The organism is Dactylosporangium sp. NPDC049742 (assembly GCF_040674675.1).
In the GTDB taxonomy this organism is placed as follows: domain Bacteria; phylum Actinomycetota; class Actinomycetes; order Mycobacteriales; family Micromonosporaceae; genus Dactylosporangium; species Dactylosporangium maewongense.
On record NZ_JBFANF010000020.1, the window covers coordinates 38,593 to 59,219 of the forward strand.

Below are 20,627 nucleotides of genomic sequence, written 5' to 3' on the forward strand. Positions count from 1 at the left end.
TCTCGGCGTCGTTTTCGGCGTTCGCTGGTAGGTTTCCACCATGACCTCGTTTGTTCTAGTACAATCCCTGAACTGTGGCAGTACAGTACCAGCCGACCGGCGCGACGGCAGCCGAGATTTCGGCCAGCGTCGAGCGCGGCATCCGCACCGGCGAGCTCGATCCGGGCGCGGCGCTGCCGTCCGTCCGTGCGCTCGCGGCAGGCCTCGGCGTGAGCCCCGCCACCGTCGCGGCCGCCTATCGGTCGTTACGCGAGCGGGGCCTGGTCGAGACGGCGGGCCGCGGCGGCACGCGGGTCCGTCCGCGCCCCCCTGTCGCCAGGCGCGGCCAGCACGGGTTGGCGGTGCCCGCCGGCGGCCTCGACCTGGCCAGCGGTGCCCCTGATCGGGCGCTGCTGCCGATGTACGCGCCGCATCTGATCCGATTAGCCGAAACCATGCCCGCGGTCGGCTACTCCGGGGGAGGCCCGCTGCCTGAGCTGCTCGACCTGGCCGGTGAGCGGTTCGCCGCCGACGGCATCCCGTCCGGGCGCCTCACCGTCACGGGCGGGGCCCTCGACGCGATCGAGCGCGCCCTCGTCGCGCACCTGCGCCCCGGCGACAAGGTCGCGGTCGAGGACCCGGGCTGGGCAAACCTCCTGGACCTGGTCGCGGCGCTCGGCTACACGCCCGTGTCCGTGCCCGTCGACGACGAGGGCCCCACCGAGGAAGGACTGCGGGCGGCGCTGAGCGCGGGGGTGGCCGGACTGGTCGTGACGTCCCGCGCCCAGAACCCCACCGGAGCGGTGATCTCCGGGCGGCGAGCCGCTGCGTTGCGGCGTCAGCTCGGCATGTACCGCCAGCTGCTGGTCCTGGAGGACGACCACGCGGCGGAGCTCGCGCACGACAGGGCGCACCCGTTGGCCGGCTCGACCGGTGCGTGGGCATACGTCCGGTCGCTGTCCAAGCCGTACGGGCCGGATCTCCGTGTCGCGGTGGTCGTCGGCGACGAGGTGACCGTCGCAAGGATCGAAGGGCGCATGCGACTCGGCGCGGGCTGGGTCTCCACCGTCCTGCAACGCCTGGTCGTCGAGCTGTGGAAGGACCCGGACGCCACCACGACGGTCGACCGTGCCCGCGACGTCTACGCGACCCGCCGGGAGGCGATGCGCGCCGCGCTCGGCGACCTACCGGCCCGCGGCGTCAGCGGCATCAATGTCTGGCTCCCCGTGCCGGACGAGACGTCGATGGTCGCGGGGCTGCGCGAGGACGGCATCGCCGTGGCGCCCGGATCCATGTATCGGCTGCTCACACCCCCTGGGATCCGTATCACGACGGCCTGCCTCGACCCCCGGGACGCCGGACGGGTGGCCGACGCGGTGATGCGGCGCCTGACCGGCACCTCCCGGCTGCAGGCGTGACCCGCGGGGCGGAATTGTCGGACCCGGCGGTTAGTCTCCGTGGGTGGTTGCGGGGTTCCGTGGCCATCGACGCACCCGAAGTCGTCTGCGCGCTGTTGGGCAGGGAGCAGCGTTCTCAGGGCGCGTCATCAAGGAGGGAATGGCATGCGCAGCAGCACGTTCAGGACGTTCGGCATCGCCGTCGCGACGGTCGCACTGGCACTGGTGACAGCCTGCGGGGGCGGCGACGACAACACGACCAGCGGCGCCTCGAAGGGCTCCAGCGGCAGCGCGTCGCAGGCACCGTCCGCGAAGGACACGCTCGCCGCGGCCGTCAAGGACCTCAACGCGGGCACCTACAGCTACACGATGAAGATCCCCGAAGGCACGTTCACAGGCTCGATCGACCCCGCCGGCAAGCAGCAGGTGAAGGTCGACGGGGTCGCCGCCGGCGGTGTCAAGTACACGATCGAGGGCATCACCCTCGGCACCGACTACTACTTCAAGACCAGCATCCCGACCACGGGCATCAACGCCAAGAAGTGGTACAAGCTGGATCGGACGAAGGTCAAGAAGGACGCGATCATCGGGCTGATCGAGGCGAAGGACCCGACCGTCAGCCAGGGGCTCATGTCCCGCGTCGCCACCGCCACGCAGAGCGACCCGACCACCATCACCGGCACCTATGACCTCAGCAGCGGCGGCGACCTCGGCATCGACGACGCCGCGGTGCTGCAGGCCCTCGGCGACAAGGCAAAGTCGGCCCCGTTCACGGCCACCCTCGACGGCAAGCACCTGGTGTCCTTGAAGATCACGGTCCCGGCCTACGGCACGGTCGCCGAGCAGGCCCTGACGGTCGACTACACCGGCCACGGACAGCCGGTCACGGTCGCCGCGCCCAAGGCCGCCGACGTCGCCGCCGCCCCCGCCGCCGTCTACGGCCTGCTCAACGGCTGACCCCCCATGCCACGACACCAGCCACTCCGGCCATCCGCCCCGGGCCAGTCGCCCGCACCGGCCCGCCTGTCCGCGCTGCTCGTTCGGGCGGCGGGCCTGCCGGGCGGCGGGCGGAGCGTTCGGGCAGCGGGCCTGCCGGGCGGCGCGTGGAGCGCTCGGCCAGCGGGTCCGCGGGTTGGTGCGTGGAGCGCTCAGCCGGCGGGTTCGCGGGGTGGTGCGCGGCGCGGCAGGCTGGTGGGCGCGCTGGCGGTGGGGCTGGTCGCGGCGGTGGCGTTGGCGGGGTGCTCGTTCGGCAAGAGCGACCCGCCGAAGCCGACCGCCGGCCCGTCGGTCGCACCCTCGCAGAGCGAGCTGGCGAAGAGCCTCGGCGCGCTGATCAACGGCGGCTACCGGTTCAAGGTGGTGGCCAAGGAGGGCAGCTACACCGGCGGTATCGACCCGGTCGCGGACCTGCTCGACGCCACGGTCAGCGTCACCTCCGACGGTGCCACCCTGAAGATCGACACCGTGGCGGTGCGCGGGACCGCGTACACCCGGCTCACCGGCCTGCCCCTGCCCGGCTTCGACGGCGCCACCTGGTTCCGCGTCGATCCCGCCCGCATCACGCGGCCCGGCTCGCTCGGCCTCAGCGCCGTCAAGGACCCGACCGGCATCCAGGCGCTGATCGCCGCGACGCACGACGTACGCCGCGAGAACCGCTCCTACAACGGCACCGTCGACATGACCCGCGTGACCACCTGGGGGCCCGTCAACATCCCGCAGGTGATGCAGCTGGGGCAGGTCGCCACCAGGATCCCGTTCGAGGCGACGGTCGACGACCACGACCGGCTCGTCGCGATGAAGGTCGAGATCCCCGACAACCCCGTCACCGCCACCTACTCCGACTTCGGCACCAGCCTGACCACCACCGCGCCGGCCGGCGCCGAACCGTTACCGGACCATCTGTACGGCATGCTCGGCCTCTGATTCACGCCCGCCGGGCAGGGCACGATAGGGGTAGGCGAGACCGCGTCTCACGGAGAACACTGCACGTCATGGAACAGCACCTGTACGAAGCCGAGCACGACGCCTTCCGGGAACTGTGCAAGGCGTTCCTGGCCCGCGAGGCGGTGCCGTACAACGACGAGTGGGACAAGGCCGGCATCGTCGACCGGGAGGTCTGGCGGAAGGCGGGCGCGGCCGGGCTGCTCGGGATGGACGTCGACGAGGAGCACGGGGGTGGCGGGCAGAAGGACTTCCGCTTCAACGCCGTGCTCGTCGAGGAGATCGTCGCGGCAGGGGCGTCCGGGCTCGGGTTCGGGCTGCACAACGACGTCGTGGCGCCGTATCTGACGGACCTGGCGACGGAGGAGCAGCAGAAGCGGTGGCTGCCCGGGTTCTGCTCCGGGGACATCGTGACCGCCATCGCGATGAGCGAGCCGGGCGCCGGAAGCGACCTCGCCGGGGTGCGGACCTCGGCGGTGCGGGACGGGGACGAGTGGGTCCTCAACGGGCAGAAGACGTTCATCACGAACGGTGAGCTGGCGGATCTCGTCGTCGTGGTGGCGAAGACCGATCCCGCGCTCGGGGCGCACGGCATCAGCCTGTTCGTGGTCGAGTCGGGGACGCCCGGGTTCACCCGGGGGCGCCGCCTGGAGAAGGTGGGCCTCAAGGCCAACGACACCGCCGAGCTGTTCTTCGACGACTGCCGCATCCCCGCCGACCACCTGCTCGGGCAGGAGAACTCGGGCTTCTACCACCTGATGGCGAACCTGCCGCGGGAGCGGCTCGGCATCGCCGTCGCCGCCGTGGCGTCGGCCGAGCAGGTGCTCGCGATCACGCTCGACTACGCGAAGACGCGGCAGGCGTTCGGCAAGCCGATCGGGTCGTTCCAGCACAACCGGTTCGTGCTCGCCGAGCTCGACACGGAGGTGACGATCGCCAGGACGTTCCTGAACCAGTGCATCGTCGAGCAGAACGCGGGGCGGCTCACGGTCGCCGACGCGGCCAAGGCGAAGTGGTGGACCACGGAGCTGCAGAACAAGGTGGCGGACCGCTGCGTCCAGCTGCACGGCGGGTACGGCTTCATGATGGAGTACCCGGTCGCGAAGGCCTGGCTGAACAGCCGCGTCCAGACGATCTACGGCGGCACGACCGAGATCATGAAAGAGATCATCGGACGCAGCCTCGGGGTCTAGGTCACGTCGGCGAGAGCGGCGAAGATCAGCGCGGTGGACGTGGCGCCCGGGTCCTGGTGGCCGGCGCTGCGTTCGCCGAGGTAGGACGCCCTGCCCTTGCGGGCCTGCAGCGGCGTCGTCGCGGCCGCCCCGTCCGCCGCCGCCGTGGCCGCCGCGGTGGCGGCGGCCGCGAGACCGGACGGGGTCGCGGCCTCGAACGCGGCGATGGCCGGGGTGAGCGCGTCGACCATGGTCTTGTCGCCGGGCTCGGCCTTGCCGAGCCGCACGATCGCGTCCAGGCCAGCCCGCAGGCCGGCGCCGAAGGCGGTGACGGACGAGTCGTCGGACAGGGTCTTGCCGAGGGCGCGGAAGAGGCTGCCGTACAGGGGGCCGGACGCGCCGCCGACCTTCGACACCAGGGTCGTGCCGGTCTTCGTCAGGACCGCGCCGGCCGTGTCCGCGTCGAACGCGGCGAGGGCCGCGACCACCGCGTCGAACCCGCGGCGCAGGTTGACGCCGTGGTCGCCGTCGCCGATGGCGGCGTCGAGGTCGGTCAGCTCGGCGGCGTGCGCGGTGACGGAGGCGGCGACGGCCGCGACCCACGCACGAGCCAGCGCGGCGTCCACCCCGGGCACCCCGCCGGACGGCGGGGTCCCGTCGGAGCCGGACGTCAGGCCGCCGGAGGGCGGAGTGGCATCCATGTCAGGCACCCCACCGCAGGCCGGGGGTGCGGACCGGGGCGTCCCAGAGGCGCAGGATCCGCTCGTCGGCACGGCACACGGTGAGCGACATCCCGGCCATGTCCAGGCTGGTGACGTAGTTGCCGACGAGGCTGCGGGCCACCCGTACACCAGCATCGGCCAGCAGCCGGCTGACCTCGCTGAACATGAGATAGAGCTCCAGCAGCGGTGTCCCGCCCAGCCCGTTGACCAGCACGATCACCTCGCTGCCGGGCGCGAGCGGCTTGGCGGTGAGGATCGGCTCGACGATGCGGGCGGCGAGGTCGCGGGCGGGGCGCAGCTGCTCGCGGGCGCGGCCGGGCTCGCCGTGGATGCCGACGCCGACCTCGATCTCGTCCTCCGGCAGGTCGAACCCGGGCTTGCCGGCGGCCGGGGTCGTGCCGGCGGTGAGGGCGATCGCGAACGAGGCCGACCGCTCGTTGACGTCCCGCGCCACGGCGGCGACCTCGGCGAGTGCCGCACCCTGCTCCGCGAGCGCGCCGGCGATCTTCTCGACCAGCAGGGTCGCGCCCGTACCGCGGCGGCCCGCCGTCCAGGTGGAGCCGTCGACCGCGACGTCGTCGTCGACGAGGACGCTCTCGATCGGGGTTTCGGCGTCCTCCGCGGCCATCTCGAAGTTCATGACGTCGCCGGTGTAGTTCTTGACGATGTGCAGGACCCCCGCACCGCCGTCGACGGCCCTGGTGGCGGCCAGGATCTGGTCGGGGACGGGGGAGGTGAAGATCTCGCCGGGGCACGCGGCGTCGAGCATCCCGAGCCCGACGAACCCTCCGTGCAGCGGTTCGTGGCCGGAGCCGCCGCCCGAGACGAGGCCGACCTTGCCGGGGCGGGGCGCGTCGGCCCGGACGATGATCTGCTCGTCGAGGTCCACGCGCAGCTCAGGGTGCGCGGCGGCCATCCCGGCGAGGGCCTCCCGGACCACGGCGTCCGGATCGTTGATGAACTTCTTCATGCCTAGCATTTTGGCGGTACGGCGGCTGCATAGCATTGCTCACGTGGCACACATGGTGGGAATCGTGCTGGTTTCACACAGCGAACGGCTCGCGCACGGGCTGCGGGACATGCTCGTGCAGGTCGCGGGGGAGGAAGTCCCGATCGAGGCGGCGGGTGGCACGGACGACGGCGGGCTCGGCACGAGCTACGACCGGATCCTGGTCGCGATCGACCGGGCCGACCGGGGCGCCGGGGTGCTGGTCCTGACGGACCTGGGCAGCGCCGTCCTCACCGCGCAGACCGTGCTCGAGGACCGGGTCGCCAACACGGCCACCCTGGTGGACGCGCCGTTCGTCGAGGGGGCGGTGGCTTCGGCGGTACTGGCCGGCGCCGGTGCCGACCTCGCGGAGTGCATCCGGGCGGCGACGGAGGCCCGCGATGTCCGCAAGCTCTGAGGCGACGGTCGTGTTGCCGGCGGACCTGCACGCACGCCCGGCCGGCGCGCTGGTCCGGGCAGCTGCGGGGTTCACCAGTACCGTCGAGATCACCGCAGGCGAGCGGCGGGTGAGCGCCCGGAGCGTGCTCGGCGTGATGGGGCTGAACGCCCGCGCGGGCTCCTCGGTGGTGGTGTCCGCCACAGGCGCCGACGCGGCGGACGCGGTATCCGCCCTGGCGGCGCTGCTGGCGGAGTACGAGTAGCCGCCGCCTCTGCGGTAAGGGGTGGTGCGGGCTGCGGTGCCTACGCCAGGATGACGGCGTGATCGACGCACCTGCCGTCCTCCAGCGGCGCACCCTGGGCCTGCTCGTGTCCACGCAAGTGATCGGCGGGCTCGGCGTCGCCAGTGGGGTGTCGATCGGTGCGCTGCTCGCCGCCGACATGGCCGGCCCGAGCGCCGCGGGGCTCTCCGGCAGCGCCGCGGTCATCGGGGCGGCGCTGATCGCGATCCCGGCGACGCGGCTGATGCGCACCGGCGGCCGGCGGCCGGGGCTGGTGTTCGCGTACGGCGTGGGCGTGCTCGGCTCGCTCCTGGTGGTGGCCGCGGTGTCGTGGCGGCTCGTGCCGCTGCTGTTCGTGGGCACGTTCCTGTTCGGCGGGGCTTCGGCGGCCAACCTGCAGTCGCGGTACGCCGCCGTCGACCTCGCCGACAGCGACCGCCGGGCGCGGCACCTGTCGCTGGTCGTGTGGGCGACGACGCTGGGTGCGGTGGTCGGCCCGAATCTGGCACCGTTCGCGGACAGGGTGACGATGCCGTGGGGTGCGCCCGAGTACGCGGGGCCGTACCTGTTCAGTTCTCTGGCGTTCGCTGCCGGGGCGGTCGCCCTGTTCGTCCTGCTGCGGCCGGATCCGCTGCTGACGGCGCGTTCGTTGGCGTTGTCCGATGCGTCCGACAAGCCGTCGTCCTGGTCGTCGGCCTACGCGGCGATCCGGGCCAGTGTCGGCGCGCGGCTCGGCGTCTCCGCCGTCGCGGTCGGCCACGTGGTGATGGTCGGCGTCATGTCGATGACCCCGGTGCACATCGGTGAGTACGTGCACGCGCACGGTGACCTGCTGCGCATCGTCGGGCTGGTGATCAGCATCCACATCACCGGCATGTACGCGCTGTCGCCCGTCGTCGGCTGGGCCGCCGACCGGTTCGGCCGCCGACCGGTGATCCTGGCGGGCGTCGTGCTCCTCGCGTCGGCGTGCGCGCTGAGCGGCACCGCCGGCGACGACACGGTCCGGCTGGCGACCGGGATGGGCCTGCTCGGGGTGGGCTGGGGCTGCACGATGGTGGCCGGATCCACGCTGCTGTCGGAGTCCGTGCCCGTCCGGGAGCGCGCCGGCGTGCAGGGGCTGTCCGACGTCATCATGGGCGTGTCGGCGGCCACCGCGGGCGCGCTCGCGGGGGTCGTGGTCGACCTGTTCGGGTTCGCCACGTTGTCGGTGCTGGCGGGGATCGCCGTGGTGCCGCTGGCCGCGCTGGCGCTGCGGAGGTCTTAGTCTTGGCCGCGTGCGACTGACAGATTTCTGGCAGCGGTTGGAAGAGGCGTTCGGCGCGGCGTACGCCGGTAGCATCGCCAACGATCAGGTGCTGACCCAGCTCGGCGGCAAGACGATCAAGGAAGCCCTCGCGGGTGGCGAGGACGCGGCCGTGGTGTGGCGCGCCGTAGTCGCCGCATACCCGGAGCGTGTTCCTAGCAGGTTAAGGTGACTTTTTGGCGTGTCGGCTCGTTGATCGAACAGATGTACGGGTAATCTCCTCAGGCGTCGGCGCCGATTTTTTGTCATACCCGGCGCTTACCTTGTCAGCGTGAATAAACGAACGCCGACGAAGACCGCGAACTCAGGGGTGACGGACATGGCAGTGCAACCTGACCGGGAGAAGGCGCTCGGGCTCGCCCTCTCACAGATCGACAAGCAGTTCGGCAAGGGCTCGGTCATGCGGCTCGGTGAGCGGGTCATCGCGCCGATGTCCGTGATCCCGACCGGATCCATCGCCCTCGACGTGGCGCTCGGCATCGGCGGGCTGCCCCGCGGCCGGGTCATCGAGGTCTTCGGGCCTGAGTCCAGCGGTAAGACGACCGTCGCGCTCCACGCGATCGCCAACGCGCAGGCCCAGGGTGGCATCGCGGCGTTCATCGACGCCGAGCACGCCCTCGACCCCGACTACGCCAAGTCCCTCGGCGTCGACACCGACGCGCTGCTCGTCTCCCAGCCGGACACCGGTGAGCAGGCCCTCGAGATCGTCGACATGCTGGTCCGCTCCGGCGCGCTCGACATCATCGTCATCGACTCCGTCGCGGCCCTCGTGCCCCGCGCCGAGATCGAGGGCGAGATGGGCGACAGCCACGTCGGTCTGCAGGCCCGCCTCATGAGCCAGGCGCTGCGGAAGATCACCGGTGCCCTCAACACGGCCGGCACCACGGCGATCTTCATCAACCAGCTCCGCGAGAAGATCGGCGTCATGTTCGGCAGCCCGGAGACCACCACGGGTGGTCGCGCGCTGAAGTTCTACTCGTCGGTCCGCCTCGACGTGCGGCGCATCGAGAGCCTCAAGGACGGCACCGACGTCGTGGGCAACCGGACCCGCGTCAAGGTCGTGAAGAACAAGGTGGCCTCGCCGTTCAAGCAGGCCGAGTTCGACATCATGTACGGCAAGGGCATCTCCCGCGAGGGCTCCCTCATCGACGTGGGTGTCGAGCAGACGATCATCCGCAAGGCCGGCGCCTGGTACACCTACGACGGCGACCAGCTCGGCCAGGGCAAGGAGAACTCCCGCAAGTTCCTGCGGGAGAACCCCGACGTCGCCGCCGAGATCGAGAAGAAGATCAAGGAGAAGCTGGGCGTGGGTGTCGGCCAGGCCACGGACGCCGCCAGCGGCCCCGAGGTGGCTCCGGTCGACTTCTGACCGTTCCGGGCGCTGTTCCTTGGCGCTGGGCCCCACACCCTTGCGCCCTGCGTCTGGCCTAGCGCGGCTCACGCGGCGATCGGTGCCGGTTCGTGGGAGGGTCTCCTGGTTTGGAGGTCCGTCCCACGGCCGGCCCGCCCGCGCTGTTCATGGTTTTCGGAGGTGTGCTCGTGCCGGGCAGGCGGCGATCCGACGATCCCAGCCAGCAGTCAACCGAACCCGAGGACGCTGAGCCCTCCTTCACCGGTCCCGACCCCGCGGCGGGTGCGTCCGCTGGTTCTGACCCGGCGGCGAGCGGCGTGCCCTGGATCCTCGCTGACATGAGCGACGACAACCCGTGGCTGTCCGCCGAGGCCCAGCCGGGCGGCGCCGCGGCCGCGAGAGCGACGCCGCGCGACCCGTCCGGTGATGCTGTGGCGGGTGTGAGCACGGACAGCGCTCCGCCGCCGTGGCCGACGACCACCCGGGAGCTCCCACCCGGCTGGCCGACCGCCCCGGGGCGCGGGATTCCATCCGGCGAGATCCCGCCGGGCTGGCCGACAGCTCTGGGCGGTGCTCCACCTGGTCAGGCCTTCGGCCCTGGCTCCGGTTCCGGCCCTGGCCCTGGCCCTGGCTCCGGTTCTGGTTCTGGTTCTGAGCGCGGCACCCGGCGCGGGCGGGCATCCGCCGCGCCGCGTGGCGCGGCCGGCGAGCGGTCGTCCACGTCTCCGCTCGACGCCGCCGGGGATCCCTGGAGCGGCAGTCTTGCCGGGGACCTGCCGGCCGCCGCCGCTCCGGCGTCGGACCGTGACGCCGGTGGTGGCTCCAGCCGGGGTCGCCGATCGGGTCAGAAGCGCGGGGCACGCAGGCAGTCCCAGGACGGTCCCGGGCGTGGCTCTGTCTCGGAGCGGCCGGACGGTCTCGGTCGCGGCTTCATTCCGGAGCGGCAGGGTGAGGCAGGGCTGTGGGGAGATCCCGCGGAGGCCGGGCCTCAGTCCGATCCTCAGCAGGACGGGGCCGGGCGGCGGGGCGACGGCTCGGAAGGCCGGTCGGGGCGGCGGGGCGGCTCCCGCCGTGGTGGACAGCCGGCGGCGCCGCTCGATCCGAGGGAGGCGGCCCGGGAGATCTGCCTGCGGCAGCTCGCCGTCCGGCCGAGGACCAGGCTCGAGCTCGCCACCGCCATGCGCAAGCGTGGCGTCGAGGACGAGATCGCCGACGAGATCCTCGACCGGTATGACGAGGTCGGCATCATCGACGACGCCGCGTTCGCCCGGGCGTGGGTGGCCAGCCGGCACCACGGGAAGGGACTGTCCCGCAGGGCGCTGGCGGGGGAGCTGCGCCGCAAGGGCGTCTCGTCCGACGAGGTCGGTGAGGCACTCGACGAGCTCGACCCCGACGTCGAGGAGCAGACCGCGAGGGCCCTGGTCGCCAGGCGCCTCCGCGTCGAGTCCAACGCCCCACCCGAGGCGGTGTTCCGCCGGCTGGTCGGGATGCTGGCGCGGAAGGGGTACCCCCCGGGCATGGCCATCCGCCTGGTCAAGGAGGGCCTGGCGGCCCGGGACGACGCCGCCGAGTTCGCCGACGGTATCGATGCCGACGCCCTGGCCGACGCCGCCATCGACCCCGACCAGCGCTGAGCCCGCCCTGGGCGGGCGCGGCTGAGTTCGCGGACGGCATCGACGCCGAGGCTGCCTCGGGCCGCGCTTGATTCTGCCTAGGGGCGGCGCCGAGCTTCTGGGCGGTGTTGACGCCGGCACGTTCTACAGCCGGAGCAGTGCCGAGCCAACCCCGAGGAGAGCGCGGCTGAGTTCGCCGGCGGCTTGATCGAAGGACGGGTCTGGCCGCGATCGCGACCAGATCTCTCCGTGGATCACGTACACCGGCCGGTCGCCAACCCCGAGAGAAGCGTCACCGCGTAGAAGGGGGCGCCGGAGGGTATGGGCGTGGCTCAGGTGTCGGCGAGGTGAGGACAGCTGGCAGAACGCCACCTGGCGTCGATGGCGCGGCGGAAGGGGTGGAGTGCGACGAGCTTCGATGGTGTGGTTGGTGGGCGCACGGTGTGTGGTGGAATGATTGCAGCAGGACTGATGCCGAGGTTGAGCAGGTTGCGAACGGGTGACTACTGGCGGTCGACAATTTCGGGGTGAGTGCGACCGACATGCCGGAAAGGTCTGGTCAAATGTCACTGGTAGGGTGTTTCGCCTGGCGGGGGTCTTGACGGACTTAAGTCCCGTATGGTGCCCGATCATGAGTCCTTGACCGAAGCGCCCTTCACGACCTAGCCTCGGCGTTACCAGATGGAGACCGCCCAACCACCGCGGGTTTACCGCACAACATAGATCGCGTCACAGATCAGCAACGTTTATGCACGACATATAAGCGCCATGCCTTGCGGGAGGTGTGGTGTCGACCGGTCTTCGGGGCACCCTGTGTCCCGATATTGATACATCTTGATGGCAGGCTGTGGTCGGGCGTCTCCTCCACAACATCCCGCGTTGCGCCACCCTGCGCAGCGCCGAGCGGAGCGAGGTGACGTCGTGACGGAGTGCGCCCCTGCCATCCTCCGCGAACGACTCGCAGGTCGTCAGCACGCGACCAGTGCCGCCGAGGTGACCGCGTGACCGGCCTGCAGGTCGTGCTCGTCGTCGTGGTCGTCGTCATCGGCCTCGGCGTCCTCGCCGCGCTGCTGGTCTCGCTGAAGATCATGCGCCGGCTGCACGCCACGGCCGCCGCGCCCGCTCAGCCTGCCGCCGAGGATCCCGCGTTCCTCGCCGAGAAGGACCGGCAGGAGCACTCGCTCGCATCCCTGCGCACCGCCGCCGAGGACGCCACCGCCGCCGTGGACGAGGCGCGGGCCGTGGCGGCCGCTGCGCGTACCGAAGCCGCCGCCGCCAAAGCGGAGGCCAGCTCCGCCAGGTCGGAGGCGCGGCGCATCCTCGACGCGGCGCGGGCCGAGGCCGACTCGTTGCTCGAGCGGGCGCACCGGCAGGCCGAGGTCGACGCGGAGCAGGCCAGGGCGGCCGCGCGCCGGGCGGGGGAGCGGGAGGTCAGCCAGCTGACCGCGGTCGCGAAGGAGCAGTCGCAGGACGCGGAGCGGCGCCAGCGCCGGCTCGACGAACGGGAGCGGCTGCTCGCCGAGGAGGCCGAGCGGCTCGCCGAGCGTGACCGGCGCATCACCGGCACCGAGGCCGACCTGCTCGAACGCGAGGCGGCCTTCACCCGCCGCGAGGTCGAGATCGCCGCCGGCGAGGAGCGGCACCGCGAGGAGCTCGAACGGGTCGCGGGCCTGACGACCGAGGCCGCCCGGGTCGAGGTCATCGAGACGATCGAGGCGCAGGCGAAGCGGGAGGCCGCCCTCCTCGTCCGCGACATCGAGAACGACGCCCGCAACACCGCCGACCAGCGGGCCCGGCACATCGTCGTCGACGCCATCCAGCGGGTCGCCAGCGAGCAGACCGCGGAGAGCGTCGTCAGCGTCCTGCACCTGCCCAGCGACGAGATGAAGGGCCGGATCATCGGCCGCGAGGGGCGCAACATCCGCGCGTTCGAGTCGACGACCGGGGTCAACCTGATCATCGACGACACGCCCGAGGCGGTCCTGCTGTCGTGCTTCGACCCGGTCCGGCGCGAGATCGGCCGGCTCACGCTGGAGAAGCTCGTCCTCGACGGCCGGATCCACCCGCACCGGATCGAGGAGGTGTTCGAGCAGGCGAAGCACGAGGTCGAGCGCCTCTGCCTGCGCGCCGCCGAGGACGCCCTGGTCGAGGTGGGGATCACCGACCTGCACCCGGAGCTGATGACGCTGCTGGGGCGGCTGCGCTACCGCACCTCCTACGGCCAGAACGTCCTCAAGCACCTCGTCGAGACCGCCCACATCGCCGGCATCATGGCCAGCGAGCTGCGCCTCGACCCGAAGCTCATCAAGCGCAGCGCGTTCCTGCACGACATCGGCAAGGCGCTCACGCACGAGGTCGAGGGCAGCCACGCGCTGATCGGCGCCGACGTCGCCCGCAAGTACGGCGAGTCCGAGGACGTCGTGCACGCCATCGAGGCCCACCACAACGAGGTCCTCCCGCAGACGATCGAGGCCGTCCTCACCCAGGCCTCCGACGCCTGCTCCGGTGGCCGCCCCGGCGCCCGCCGGGAGAGCCTGGAGGCGTACGTCAAGCGCCTCGAACGCATCGAGGAGATCGCCGCCGGCAAGTCGGGCGTCGAGAAGGTCTTCGCGATGCAGGCCGGCCGCGAGATCCGGGTCATGGTCCGCCCCGACGACGTCGACGACATCGGCGCCGCCGTCCTCGCCCGCGACGTCGCGAAGCAGATCGAGGAGGAGCTGACCTACCCCGGTCAGATCCGCGTCACCGTCGTCCGCGAGTCGCGCGTCACCGAGATCGCCCGCTAGGCCTGCCGAAAGGCCCATGCATCCCCGACACAGGCCGCCGGCGTGAGGTGGGCCGGCGGCCGGACGTGAGCGAGGGGACGCTGCGGACGCCCGCAGCGCGCCGCTACGGGGCGATCGAGCTCTCCGACGACGCGTAGCCGCCGCCGATCTTGTAGGACCAGATCAGGGGGTCGGGGACCGAGAGGTCGCCGTTCGAGGCGAACTTGTACGGGCGGGCGATGCCCTTCGCGTCGTACTTGTTGACGAAGGCGAGCATGTCGGCGCGGGTGGCCTTGCCGGCGGTGAAGCCGGCCAGGATGATGCTCGCGCCGTCGTAGGCCTCGGGGCCGTAGTAGCCGGCGCTGGTCTTGTACGCGGCCTGGTAGCGCGACGCGTAGTCGTCGCCGGCGTGGTCGCTCGGGATGCAGGGGCAGGTGACGACGATGCCGTCGGCGGCCTTGCCGAGCGTGTCGACGAACAGCTGGGTGAAGAGCCGGTCGCTGACGACGACCGCGATGGCCGGCTTCGCGGCGCGCAGGGCCTTCAGGAACGCGGTGCCGTCGTCGGCCTCGCCCGCGTAGTACACGGCCTCGGGGGCGGCGTTCGAGACCTGGGTGACGGCGGCGGAGAAGTCGGTGGCGGTGCGGCGGATCGAGACGCTCGTGGTGACGCTGCTGCCGAGCGTGGCGGTGACCGCCTGCCGGGCGACGCCGCCGAAGTCGGAGTCGTCGTAGACCAGGACGACCTTCGAGGCGCGCAGCGTGTTCTTGATGTACCGGGCGCCGGCCGCCGCCTGCTCCTTGTCGTTGGCGATGAGCCGGTGGAACGTGGACCAGTTCTTCGCGGCGAGGTCGATGTCGGGCGCGTACGTCGTGAAGAACGGGATGCCGGCCTTCTCCAGGACGGGGGCGGCGCCGAGGACCTCCGCGCGGTACGACGGACCGACGACGCCGATCACCTCGCTGTCGGCGACCAGGCTCTCGGCGGCGGCCTTGCTGCCCTCCTCGGTGCCCTTCGTGTCGAACTCGGCGAACCCGACGTTGCAGCCGGCGTGCTTGGCGTTGTAGTCGTCGACGGCCAGCTTGGTCGCGTTGCGCATGCCGTTGCTGTCCTTGGAGCCGGTTCCGGCCAGGATGCCGAGGAACCCGACCTTGTGCCCGCAGGCCGGCGACGCCGCGGGCCCCGCCTGGTTGGTCGGGCTGCCGCCGATGCCCGGCTCGCCGTCGTCACCGTTGCGGTTGACGGCCCAGACGATGCCCGCGACGACCAGCAGCAGGGCGAGCACCCCGCCACCGACGGCGGCGACGAGCGTCTTGCCGCGCCGGCCGTTCGCCGAGGGCGGCGCGGACGACGGGTAGGCGGGCGGCCCGGACGCCGGCGGACCGGACGTGGGCGCCCAGCCCTGCACGGCGTTGACCGGAGGCCCGGCCGGGTGCGGCGCGTTCACCTGCGGCCGCTGTACCGGCGGCGCCTGCTGGAACTGCGCCGGCGGGACGACCGGCGGCCGCTGCTGCACCTGCGGCTGGACCGGCTGCTGCAGCGGCGGCTGGTACTGCGCGGGCGCCTGCTGCGGAACGACCGGCGGAACGGGCTGCTGCGGAACCGGCGGGACGGGCTGCTGCGGGACAACCGGCGGCTGGTACTGCGCGGGCTGCTGCGGCACGGGCTGACCGACCGGCGGCCGCTGGACCGGCGGCTGCTGCGGCACCGGCGGGCGCTGGACCGGCTGTTGCGGCACGGGCGGCTGGTGCGGCGCAGGCTGCTGCGGAACGGGTGGCCGTTGCTGCGGTGGCTGCGGCTGCTGGTACACCTGCGGCGGCTGCTGACGGCTCGGCACCACCGGCATCGATCCGGTCTGCAACAGCGGCGGCAACCCGGGGTTCATCGACGGCATGCTGAACCCCGGGGACACCGGCGTCGCCGACACGGGCTGCGTCGCGACGTCCCCGCTGACCTCGTGCGACGGCCCACCGGAAGACGGCCCACCGGACGTAGGCCCACCAGAGGACGGCCCACCGGAAGACGGCGACGGCACCCCCGACGTCGGCACCGGGCCGAACGGCCCCGACGCGACCGGCGTCGGCGCGCTTCCGACATGCGCCCGCCCCGTCGGCGGCGCGAGGTGCAGCGCGCCCTCCGCCACCACCAGCTCGGGCTGCTCGATCGCGGTCGGTGCCAGCCCGAACGCCCGGTGCAGCAGCGTCGCGGCGAGCGGGATGCGCGACGAGCCGCCGACCAGGAACACCGCCGCCAGGGGCTGCCCGGCGACGCCCGCCGACGACACCGCGAGCTGCGTCGCCGTCACGGTCCGGTCGAGGATCGGCCGGGCGAGCTGCTCGAGCTGCTCGCGCCCGATCGGCACACTTTCGTCGTACAGCGGCACATGGACATACGTGGTCGCGGCGCGGCTGAGCATCTCCTTGGCGAGCCTGGCGTCCTCCCACAGCTGCCAGGCGGCGCGCCGGTCGGACTCGCTCTCGGGGTTGGTGAGGCGGCGCCACTGATCGCCCTCGCGGCCGGTGAACGCGCGGCCCAGGTACGCCACGACCGCGGCGTCCACGTCCAGCCCGCCCGCGTCGGGAAGGCCCTCGCTGGCGAGGACGTCGAAGCCACCGCCGGCGTTGCGGCGGACCACGCTCGCGTCGAAGGTGCCGGCGCCGAAGTCGTACACGACGGCGATGCCGCCGACAGGGACGTGCGTGCCGACGGTACCGACGAAATAGGACGCGGCGGCGACCGGCTCCGACGAGAGGAAGGGGCTCGGGAAGCCCGCGGCGGTGGCCGCCTGCGACAGCGTCTGGCGGCGCTGCGGCGGCCAGGTCGCCGGGTGGGTCAGGTTGACCTCGTTGGGGTACGCGCCGGCGACCCGGTACGTCTCGGCGGCGACCCGGCGCAGGACGGTCGTGACGAGGTCGAGGACCGGGACGTCCTGCTCGCCGAGCCAGACGGTGCCTTCCTCGACGCGGCGCTTCGGGTACGGCTCGAAGCGGTGCGGCTGGAGGCGCGCCGAGTGCACCGCGTCACGGCCCGTGAGGATGGTGCCGTCGGCGTTGACGTACACGGCGGAGGGCAGCAGCGGCGAACCGTCGAACAGCAGCGGCTTCGTGCGCCCGTCCGGCCAGCGGAGGACGGCGACGGTGTTCGAGGTGCCGAAGTCGATGCCCAAACGAAAGCCGGTGTCCGCCACCCGCGCAGCGTACGTACTACGCGCAACGTTGCCAATCAACCAACGGCCAGGCTCAGACGGCCTGGTTGACGTCGGCCAGCTTGACCGGGCGCGCGGCGGTCTTCGTCTGCTTGGGGCCGCCCATGAGCCGCTTCTGCAGCCAGAAGGCGAACCACGACAGCAGGCCGCAGGTGCCGATGTAGACGGCGGCGACGACGAGGTACCCAGGGACGTACGGGAAGCCGAAGAGCAGCCGGCCGCCGAACTGCTTGCCGTAGTACAGCAGCTCCGGCAGCTGGATGATGAACCCGAGCGCGGTGTCCTTCAGCAGCACGACCAGCTGGCTGACGATCGCCGGGAGCATGGCCCGGACCGCCTGCGGCAGCAGGATCGACGTCATGACCTGCGACTTGCGCATGCCCAGCGCGTACGCGGCCTCGGACTGCCCGCGGTGCACGGCGAGGATGCCGGCCCGGAAGATCTCGGACAGGACCGCGCCGTTGTACAGCGTGAGGCCGATCACGAGCGGCCAGAACGGGCCGACCTTGTAGCCGAGCTGGATCGGGCCGTAGTACGCGAAGAAGATCAGGATCAGCAGCGGGATGGCGCGGAACAGCTCGACGAAGCCCGACGCCGGCGCGCGGAAGACCGCGTGGTCGCTCAGGCGCGCGGTCGCCAGCAGCGCGCCGAGGAGCAGCGCGAGCACGGCCGCGGCGCCGGCGGCGCGCAGCGTGGTGAGGTAGCCGTCGAGGAGGTCCTGCTGGATCTTCGTGTACTGGAACTGCTCCCAGCGGAGCGCCTCGAACTGGCCGGTGTCGTAGAAGCGCCAGACGACGTACGCGAGCAGCGCGACGATGCCGAGTGCGCTGACGATGCCGATGATGCGGTACCGCACGCGGGCCTTCGGGCCGGGCAGGTCGTAAAGAACGTTGCTCATCGGGCGACCTTCCAGCGTCGTTCGAGCATCCGTTGCAGGGTCACCAGCGGCACCACGAGGATCAGGAACCCGATCGTGATCCACAGCAGGCCGTAGATCTGGTTCTCGCCGCGCTCGGAGAGGTAGAACGTGATCGCGCCGGCCTCGGCGACGGAGAAGCCGGCCGCGACGGTGGTGTTCTTCAGCATGGCGTTGAGCACGCTGACCAGCGGCGGCACGACGGTGCGGAACGCCTGCGGCAGCACCACGTTGGTGAGCACCTGCAGGAACGTCATGCCCAGCGCGCGGGCCGCCTCGGCCTGCCCGACGGGCACCGTGTTGATGCCGGAGCGCAGCGCCTCACACACGAACGCGCTCGTGTAAGCGGTCAGCGCCACGCACGCGCCGGTGAAGAACTCGAAGTTGACGCCGAGCTTCGGCAGCGCGAAGACCTGCAGCGCGAAGATCAGGGTGAGCGGCGTGTTTCGCAGCAGCAGTACATAGGAGCTGCCGAACGCGCGCAGCGCCGGGATGGGGGAGACCCGCATCGCGACCAGCAGCGTGCCGAGGACGATCGATCCGACGGCGGAGATCAGGAAGAGCTTCACCGTCTCCCAGAAGTGGGAGCCGATGACGTCCCAGTTGTCCGTCAGGACATGAAAAAAGTCGCTCACGCCGGGGTGACCTCCACTTCCGCCCTTTGTTGCTCGTCCACGGCACGCGCCTTGTTCGCGGGGCGCGCTTTGTTCATGGGACGGGGCGCCGCCGTTTGGATAGGCGGCGCCCCGTCTATGGCTGGATCAGTACTTCTCGAGGGTGGGCGGGCTGCCCGCCGAGCCCGACTTGCCGAGCGTGCCGTCGTAGATCTTCTGCCAGGTGCCGTCGCTGAACGCGGCCTCCAGCGAGGCGTTCACGAAGTCGCGCAGGGCCTTGTCGTCGTGCCCGAGGCCGATGCCGTACTTCTCCGGGTAGGCCTTGCCGGTCGTCGGGTCGAGGAACGGCTTGCCGACGACCTTCAGCTGCGACGGCGCCTGCGCCGCGAAGCCCTTCAGGATCGCGTCGTCGGTGGTGACCGCGTCGACCTTCTTGTCCAGCAGCTGCGACACGCACTCGGAGTAGGTCTTGAACTCCACGATCTTGTCGGTCAGCTTCTGGTCGCGGACCCGCTGGATCGGCGTGGAGCCGGTCGCCGAGCAGACCGTCTTGCCCTTGATGCTGTCGGAGCCCGTGATCGACGAGTCGTCCTTGCGGACCAGCAGGTCCTGCGCGGCGACGAAGTACGGGCCGGCGAACGACACGTCCGCCTTGCGCTTGTCGGTGATCGAGTAGGTGCCGACGTAGTAGTCGACCTCGCCACCCTTGATCGCCGTCTCGCGGTTGGCGGAGGCGATCTCCTTGTACTCGATCTTCGCCGGGTCGATGCCGAGCTTCGACGCGATCAGCTGGGCGATCTCGATGTCGAAGCCGCAGCGCTTGCCGGCGGCGTCCTTGTAGCCCAGGTTGGGCTGGTCGAACTTGACACCGATGACGACCTTGCCGGCCGCCTTGATGCGGTCGAACGTCGGGCTGCCCGTGATGTTCACGCCGGTGGCCGGCGTGAACGTGGTGCCGGACGAGGTGCAGGTGTCGCTGGCCGGTGCCGCCGCGCCGGAGCTACCGCCCTCGGCCGACGGCGTGGGCGTGCCGTCCTTGCCGCAGGCGGCCAGGCCGAGCGCGAGCGTGACGGCGGCGGCTGCCGCTGCGATCCGCGTGATGCGCATGATGGTCGCTATCCCCTTTCGTGGGTTTCTAGTGCGTCAGGATCTTTGACAGGAAGTCTTTGGCGCGGTCGGTGCGCGGGTTGGCGAAGAAGGTCTTCGGGTCCGCCTCCTCGACCAGCTGGCCGTCGGCCATGAACACGACCCGGTTGGCGGCGTGCCGCGCGAAGCCCATCTCGTGCGTGACGACGACCATCGTCATGCCCTCGCTCGCGAGGCCCGTCATGACCTCGAGCACCTCGCCGACCATCTCCGGGTCGAGGGCGCTCGTCGGCTCGTCGAAGAGCATCGCCTTGGGCTGCATGGCGAGGGCCCGGGCGATCGCGGCGCGCTGCTGCTGACCGCCGGACAGCTGCGCCGGGTACTTCTCCGCCTGCGCGGCGATCCCCACCCGGTCGAGCAGGCCGAGCGCGCGCTCCCGCACGACCGCCGGCTTCTCCTTGCGGACCTTCACCGGGCCGAGCATCACGTTCTCGAGGATGGTCTTGTGCGCGAACAGGTTGAACGACTGGAACACCATGCCGACCTCGCTGCGCAGCCGCGCCAGCGGCCGGCCCTCCTGCGGCAGGCGGGTGCCGTCGAAGACGATGTCGCCGTTGTTGATCGGCTCCAGGCGGTTGATCGCCCGGCACAGCGTCGACTTGCCGGAGCCGGACGGGCCGATCACGACCACGACCTCGCCCCGGGCGATCGACAGGTTGACGTCCTTGAGGACGTGCAGCTCGCCGAACCATTTGTTGACGCCGCTGAGCACGATCAAAGGCTCGTTCGTCATCATCCGCCCCATCGCAGTGCTTGGCTCCGTCGGTGCGCTCGACGTTAGCGGCGCTCATACCCACGAACAGCCGCATAGCGGTCACGGACGGATAACGGCCGG

At 71.5% G+C, this 20,627-nt stretch carries 18 protein-coding genes; 11 read left to right on the plus strand and 7 right to left on the minus strand.

The annotated features are described in order from the left end of the window. The first annotated feature begins 74 nt into the window (after window positions 1-74). The 4 genes from AB0J72_RS24280 to AB0J72_RS24295 all read left to right on the plus strand — a co-directional run bounded on the left by AB0J72_RS24280 (window position 75) and on the right by AB0J72_RS24295 (window position 4,510). Entirely contained in the window at window positions 75-1,397 is a 1,323-nt protein-coding gene (locus AB0J72_RS24280) for an aminotransferase class I/II-fold pyridoxal phosphate-dependent enzyme (RefSeq protein WP_363402277.1), read from the plus strand. A gap of 144 nt (window positions 1,398-1,541) precedes the next feature. Further along, window positions 1,542-2,333, plus strand: coding sequence for a hypothetical protein (locus AB0J72_RS24285; protein WP_363402279.1), 792 nt, complete (start codon window positions 1,542-1,544; stop codon window positions 2,331-2,333). Window positions 2,334-2,567: 234 nt separating this feature from the next. Next, window positions 2,568-3,299, plus strand: coding sequence for a hypothetical protein (locus tag AB0J72_RS24290; RefSeq protein WP_363402281.1), 732 nt, complete (start codon window positions 2,568-2,570; stop codon window positions 3,297-3,299). A gap of 68 nt (window positions 3,300-3,367) precedes the next feature. Further along, window positions 3,368-4,510, plus strand: coding sequence for an acyl-CoA dehydrogenase family protein (locus AB0J72_RS24295; RefSeq protein WP_363402283.1), 1,143 nt, complete (start codon window positions 3,368-3,370; stop codon window positions 4,508-4,510). On the opposite strand, the gene dhaL is transcribed toward AB0J72_RS24295, so the two are convergent. Both dhaL and dhaK read right to left on the minus strand, forming a co-directional pair. Continuing rightward, complete coding sequence (gene dhaL, locus AB0J72_RS24300; RefSeq protein ID WP_363402285.1) at window positions 4,507-5,190, minus strand: dihydroxyacetone kinase subunit DhaL; 684 nt, start codon at window positions 5,188-5,190, stop codon at window positions 4,507-4,509. The genes AB0J72_RS24295 and dhaL overlap by 4 nt on opposite strands. A 1-nt stretch (window position 5,191) precedes the next feature. Further along, entirely contained in the window at window positions 5,192-6,181 is a 990-nt protein-coding gene (dhaK, locus tag AB0J72_RS24305) for a dihydroxyacetone kinase subunit DhaK (protein WP_363402287.1), read from the minus strand. Between the two features lie 64 nt (window positions 6,182-6,245). Between dhaK and dhaM the strand changes: the two genes are divergently transcribed. From dhaM to rny, 7 genes are all read left to right on the plus strand, one after another. After that, window positions 6,246-6,617, plus strand: a complete 372-nt coding sequence (gene dhaM / locus AB0J72_RS24310) for a dihydroxyacetone kinase phosphoryl donor subunit DhaM (protein WP_344507760.1) — start codon at window positions 6,246-6,248, stop codon at window positions 6,615-6,617. Then, entirely contained in the window at window positions 6,601-6,861 is a 261-nt protein-coding gene (locus AB0J72_RS24315) for an HPr family phosphocarrier protein (RefSeq protein WP_344507758.1), read from the plus strand. Before dhaM ends, AB0J72_RS24315 begins: the two co-directional genes overlap by 17 nt. A 58-nt stretch (window positions 6,862-6,919) precedes the next feature. Then, window positions 6,920-8,143, plus strand: coding sequence for an MFS transporter (locus AB0J72_RS24320; RefSeq protein WP_363402290.1), 1,224 nt, complete (start codon window positions 6,920-6,922; stop codon window positions 8,141-8,143). A 10-nt stretch (window positions 8,144-8,153) separates the two neighbouring features. Continuing rightward, entirely contained in the window at window positions 8,154-8,354 is a 201-nt protein-coding gene (locus AB0J72_RS24325) for a DUF3046 domain-containing protein (RefSeq protein WP_363402292.1), read from the plus strand. A 147-nt stretch (window positions 8,355-8,501) separates the two neighbouring features. Further along, the gene (gene recA / locus AB0J72_RS24330) at window positions 8,502-9,551 is read left to right on the plus strand and encodes a recombinase RecA (protein WP_363402294.1); all 1,050 of its coding nucleotides are present in this window, start codon (window positions 8,502-8,504) and stop codon (window positions 9,549-9,551) included. A gap of 941 nt (window positions 9,552-10,492) precedes the next feature. After that, a complete protein-coding gene (locus tag AB0J72_RS24335; RefSeq protein WP_363402493.1) occupies window positions 10,493-11,167 on the plus strand; it encodes a regulatory protein RecX in 675 nt (224 codons plus the stop codon). 980 nt (window positions 11,168-12,147) lie between these two features. After that, a complete protein-coding gene (gene rny / locus AB0J72_RS24340; RefSeq protein ID WP_363402296.1) occupies window positions 12,148-13,932 on the plus strand; it encodes a ribonuclease Y in 1,785 nt (594 codons plus the stop codon). Between the two features lie 103 nt (window positions 13,933-14,035). Here the strand turns inward: rny and AB0J72_RS24345 are convergent, their stop codons facing one another. The 5 genes from AB0J72_RS24345 to AB0J72_RS24365 all read right to left on the minus strand — a co-directional run bounded on the left by AB0J72_RS24345 (window position 14,036) and on the right by AB0J72_RS24365 (window position 20,537). Then, window positions 14,036-17,098, minus strand: coding sequence for an ABC transporter substrate-binding protein (locus AB0J72_RS24345; RefSeq protein ID WP_363402298.1), 3,063 nt, complete (start codon window positions 17,096-17,098; stop codon window positions 14,036-14,038). A gap of 52 nt (window positions 17,099-17,150) precedes the next feature. Next, a complete protein-coding gene (locus tag AB0J72_RS24350; protein WP_363402300.1) occupies window positions 17,151-18,014 on the minus strand; it encodes an amino acid ABC transporter permease in 864 nt (287 codons plus the stop codon). Beyond that, entirely contained in the window at window positions 18,011-18,667 is a 657-nt protein-coding gene (locus tag AB0J72_RS24355; RefSeq protein ID WP_344507745.1) for an amino acid ABC transporter permease, read from the minus strand. Before AB0J72_RS24355 ends, AB0J72_RS24350 begins: the two co-directional genes overlap by 4 nt. A 126-nt stretch (window positions 18,668-18,793) precedes the next feature. Next, window positions 18,794-19,753: a glutamate ABC transporter substrate-binding protein gene (locus tag AB0J72_RS24360; RefSeq protein WP_363402303.1), complete on the minus strand. Its 960-nt coding sequence runs from the start codon at window positions 19,751-19,753 to the stop codon at window positions 18,794-18,796. Window positions 19,754-19,781: 28 nt separating this feature from the next. Further along, a complete protein-coding gene (locus AB0J72_RS24365; RefSeq protein ID WP_360558438.1) occupies window positions 19,782-20,537 on the minus strand; it encodes an amino acid ABC transporter ATP-binding protein in 756 nt (251 codons plus the stop codon). Between the last annotated feature and the right edge of the window lie 90 nt (window positions 20,538-20,627).